Source organism: Pseudoalteromonas prydzensis (assembly GCF_011050055.1).
Taxonomy (GTDB): Bacteria; Pseudomonadota; Gammaproteobacteria; order Enterobacterales; family Alteromonadaceae; genus Pseudoalteromonas; species Pseudoalteromonas prydzensis_A.
Window position 1 is genome coordinate 1 of record NZ_DRGM01000025.1, and the last position, 4594, is coordinate 4594.

Below are 4594 nucleotides of genomic sequence, written 5' to 3' on the forward strand. Positions count from 1 at the left end.
CGTTATTCTCATTCCAATAGCGGGCAAGGAAGTAGTCAGTACCGTGTTTTACAAGGCTGCCACCTTGATACACTTTGTTTGCTTGCCATTTTTCTATCACGGTATTTTGCACCCAGATCCAGCCATCCCAATGCGGCTGGTTTTCCATCGGTTCAATACCTTTAACCCAAAAAGCGGCAATAAATAAGCTGTTGTTGTAAGTAACTACATCACCGGCGACATAGATAGAGCTGGCATTCCATTGTGGGTGGTTTGGTTGCATAGCAGCTAAATCAGTATTTTTTGATTTTGAGTTAAGCTGAAAAATATTTGTCGCGTAAGCATGCGAACAAAAAAGTAACCAAGCAATAATGATGAGTTTAGTCATTGCAAATTCCTTTTAATTGAAGTCCAGTACTTTTAAAATTAAGTTCACTTTTTAGGTAAATGCAAGTAAGAAGTGTTAGGTTTCTAAAAATAATTACTGAATTTGTAGGTGGTACTTAATCAGCGAATGGATTTAATAATTGGGTTAAAGTTATCATCGTAGGCGCTAAGCTTGCTGGCGCGAGTGATTCTGTTGGGTAGGGTTCAACAAAACCCAACGGAGTTTGGTTGAGATTACAGGCTAACCCTAGAAGCGAATATCAACACCGAAGACTCAGAGACGCTTTGCTATACAGAAAAGAAAACCTTCATCAAGGCTTTGTTGCGTTGGCGGCAGTAGTCAAAGAGTGGCTGCCACAAAACTCCTTCTCAAGACTTTCTGTAAAAGGCGACTTTAGCCGCGACTCTTTCATTTAATTTGACCACAAAACTAATAATTTGTAGTGAAAAAGCACACAAAAGTTAATTTTATGTATGTGTTTTCTTGCGTTCGTTCCTTTTTGGTCTATTTTCTGATCGGAGGTCACACCTCTAATCTGATAGATATAAACATAAAGAACAGGAACACGCATGAAAATAAAAACACGCTCATTGATGTCGGCTTTAGCGCTGGCGGCGGGCTTGAGTCAAGGCGCTTTTGCTGCGCAAGGAGTCGCATTTGTACATGGCACTGGCCAGCAAAGTGATGCATATAATGATTATTGGACGGGCAGTTTTGTCGATACGGTGCGCCAAGGTCTACCTAATATCAATAACTACACGGTTATTAATTGTGATTTTGAGCAATACATGTGGGCTGACGGCGCTGTTGGTTGCTTAGCCGAACAACTCACCACATTTATCAATAATAAAAATATTACTGAGTTAACACTGATCACCCATTCTAACGGCGGTAATGTTGTGCGTTGGATTTTGTCAAACCCGACATGGGATAGCCGCTTTCCTAATATCATTAATAAAGTGACGCGCACAATCGCACTGGCACCTTCGAGTGGCGGTACGCCGCTCGCTGATGCGGTCGTTGCTGGTAACTCTTTTGAGCAAAGTTTGGGCTGGCTGCTCGGTTATGGCAACGATGCAGTGAAACAACAGCAAGTATCTTGGATGGCGTCGTATAACGCACAGTGGCTTAACGGCACACCTAATCGGCCAAGTTTACCCTCTCGCTTTGAAACCGTTGTAGGTAGTGACGTTGAATCAGCCGTTTGGGACAGCGATAGCTATTGCGGCGGATATCAAAACCAAGTGGCACTTGAAGTTACGCAAAATTGGTTAGATAGCTGTTCAGATGGCTTCTTAAATTGCAGCTCTCAGTCGTTAGCGGGGGTAGTGTGGTTTACAGATAAATCACGTACCCAAGGCAGTGAACCTTTAAGTCACCAGCAAAGTCGCCGCAATTGCTTTGGCTTATCAGACATGCTTAAAAATCGAATTTAGGAGCCAGACAATGATCAAAAAGTTAACCAAACTATGTGTTGCGATGATGCTTGTAAGCACAGCGGCGAATGCGAATGAGCAAACGGTATACCAATTTCCACAAGTGCAGTCTGCGCCTGTTTCGCAACTACAAACACTTGAAAAAGACAGCGTTGAGTATTGGCAGCATGTTTCAGGAAAAGAGTTAAAGCGCGGCGTGCCAGTATTTGTTAATCAAGCTGATAACTTTATTCGTATCGCGCCGAAAGCGCGCTTTGATAGCGGTGAAGTGTTTAAGCCTCATGGTTTACAATTAGATAAGTTATCGGTGCGCGATGCGAATTCGCAGCAGTTGCCAATGCAAGCTATAGCGGCACGTGAGCAAATGCAAAATGCTGGATTTAGTGATGGTAGCATTGGGCTTAAGTTAGGCCAAGTCAACGGCAAGGCGATGTTAAAAACAAGCCAGGCCCTCAATGACAATGACACCTATTTGGTGCACGTTATTGAAAAAGGCTCGCGTAATGCCTTGCATGCTAAAAGCCAGTTTAAATTAAAACAGCACCAACAACGCTTGGCCATGCAGCTTAGTATGGGGCAAAAGCGCTTTAAAGATAACGATGTACAACTAACGTTATTTGCTCCTGATGGCGAGCAACTTACTGTAGGTTATGAAAACGGCGAGGCGGTATTCACTTACCCGCTCGAAACCATAGGTGCAGCGAAAGGGTATTATGAACTCGAGGCAAATGTCGAAACAAAAATAAATGGGCAAATGGTAAAGCGCTCTATAAAAATGCCTTTTGTACACAGTGCGCAAACCATCACCATGGATAGTGCCAAAGTTGCGTATTTAGGGAACAACCAGTATCAAGCACGGGTTCCGGTGCAAGTGACCGACTCCGGGCGCTTCGCTATTCGCGCGACACTGACCGGAAAGGGAAGTAAAGGAGAACGGGTAAAATTGGCTACGGTAGAAGTGGCTAAGCAGATAGACAACTATGGTAACTTCATGATGCCATTTTCTGTCGCTAAAACAGCCAAAGCCCCATTTGAGCTCATTGATATTGAACTTACCGACCAAACGCGAATGTTAAAGTTTGCCTCAAAGCAATAATATTCTGTAGTGGTAATTCATGGGTCAGGTTTTGCTTGACCCCTTTATGTCGGTAGCGCAGCGACTCTTAGCCTCTCTGTGCAAATCAATACATTCACAAACTACACAATGCATCAGTCTAATCGCTAAAAATAAAATCACTCCCCTAGAGTCTAAAGCCTAAAATCTAGGACCTTCAGCCTTTACTCAGCTTGTGATTCTGTATCAAGTAAAGTGTCAATATAAGCGAGTTCTTCGCTAAAAATACCATTAATAAATGCACTTTGTTCAATTATTACCGCGTCATTAAGCTGTGCTTTGTAGTCTTGCTGGCATCTGACCAACTCGTTGGTTAACCACGGGCATACCTTGGTGGTTGTGCTTATTGCTGTTTTTAAAAAAGATGACCATTTTATTTTTTGTAAATTAAAGCGGTAAAGTGTGACAGCGATATGGCTATAAGCTTGTTGCTCAACAGAAGGGGCGTTATCACTATTTAATGTGTAATTGTTTAGCAGCTTGCTGCTGATAAGTGCTTGTTGCAGTGCGACTTGTTGTGATTTACTTAAAAAAGTCGTTGTCATAACGTGTTGGTGGCCTCTATAAGCTAGTTACAATTATTTAATAGTTAAGGTTAAGCAAGGCGTTTTATGACTCATGCAGCACCGAAAAATGCAGCAACAGTGATAGCAAATCAGGACTGACTCTTTACTGAATTAAACAAATACAATTGTAATTGGGTGGGGGAGTCGTAAATTAAGTTGTTTTCAATAGTTCATACAAAAGTTGTTAAAATTTGAATGAAAAAGTTAAATTTGGGCTTGCTTTAGGTAAATGTAACTAGGGATAATAGGCGACTGAAAATAATAACAACTTAATGGATTAATTATGAAGCAGTACATTTTATTACCTGTGGTATCAGCTATATCTTTAGTTTTAACTGCCTGTGGCGGCTCATCTAGTGAGCAGAGCAGTAATTCAAGCAATCAAACGACTGATAATAGTGTTACGGTGCCGGTACAAACACAAACTATTTCTTTGCAAGCTTATTCATATCAGTGCAGAATGGAGTCTCCATACCAAGCTGATGTCGTGTTTCATGATAAAGATGGTGGGTCATTAGGCTCTGCTAAAACTGATTCGCAAGGCATATACTCTAATACTGTGCCAGCTGGGACTATGCATATATCGGTGTTGGGTGATGTAATAGATTATGATCTTGAAGAGTATACTTTGATAATAAGTGAACTTGATATTCAAGGCCGAAAAAATTTAGGTAAGTTTTACTTTGAAAACTATGTCGAGGATTGCGGTTGTGAAGCTTATGAGCTGGATAAATTTGAACTAGGTAACATTGGCAATGACTACAGTTTGCAAACAAGTTATGGCACTACTTTAACTGATACGATAGAAGTATGCCCTGCAGACACAAAGGTCTATTTTAAGGCTGTGGCTCATAATGGTTTAGATGTGAAAGCCGCAGTGCTGGATATACCTAAAGACTCATTTACGGTTAAGCTAAAAGAATCTGATTTTAGCCATCAAGGAGTTGAAGTATTACCAGACAACTCTCAACATCACTCGTATAGCAGTACGCGAGGTTATATTCCTGCAGAACATCAATACCAGTATGCCTTCTCAACAGGTGCTTATGGCTATGATCCGCTTTATATTTTCCCGTCCGTAACCGAACATAACTTTTATGTTCGAAGCCTC

4 protein-coding genes and 1 pseudogene are annotated in these 4594 nt (G+C 41.4%); 3 read left to right on the forward strand and 2 right to left on the reverse strand.

Features of this window, described 5'->3' with window-relative positions; genetic code table 11:
* Window positions 1–367 (reverse strand): carbohydrate-binding protein (locus ENH88_RS02010; protein ID WP_349768641.1); only part of this gene is annotated, 367 nt, incomplete at its 3' end.
* 575 nt (window positions 368–942) lie between these two features.
* On the opposite strand from ENH88_RS02010, the gene ENH88_RS02015 reads away from it, so the two are divergent.
* Together ENH88_RS02015 and ENH88_RS02020 are read left to right on the forward strand one after the other, a co-directional pair.
* Window positions 943–1803 carry a hypothetical protein gene (locus ENH88_RS02015; RefSeq protein ID WP_414704776.1) on the forward strand — a complete coding sequence of 287 codons (861 nt, stop codon included), beginning with the start codon at window positions 943–945 and terminating at the stop codon, window positions 1801–1803.
* A 10-nt stretch (window positions 1804–1813) separates the two neighbouring features.
* A complete protein-coding gene (locus ENH88_RS02020; RefSeq protein ID WP_304178918.1) occupies window positions 1814–2899 on the forward strand; it encodes a DUF4785 domain-containing protein in 1086 nt (361 codons plus the stop codon).
* A gap of 182 nt (window positions 2900–3081) precedes the next feature.
* On the opposite strand, the gene ENH88_RS02025 is transcribed toward ENH88_RS02020, so the two are convergent.
* Window positions 3082–3462, reverse strand: a complete 381-nt coding sequence (locus ENH88_RS02025; protein WP_304178919.1) for a hypothetical protein — start codon at window positions 3460–3462, stop codon at window positions 3082–3084.
* A gap of 304 nt (window positions 3463–3766) precedes the next feature.
* Between ENH88_RS02025 and ENH88_RS02030 the strand changes: the two are divergent.
* Window positions 3767–4594 (forward strand): annotated as a pseudogene (locus ENH88_RS02030) (hypothetical protein); the annotation flags it as partial.

What these genes read in the sequence shown, in the direction of transcription:
- ENH88_RS02020 (WP_304178918.1), top strand. Translation starts at nt 1,814, where the DNA reads ATGATCAAAAAGTTAACCAAACTATGTGTTGCGATGATGCTTGTAAGC.
- ENH88_RS02025 (WP_304178919.1), bottom strand. Translation starts at nt 3,462, where the DNA reads ATGACAACGACTTTTTTAAGTAAATCACAACAAGTCGCACTGCAACAA.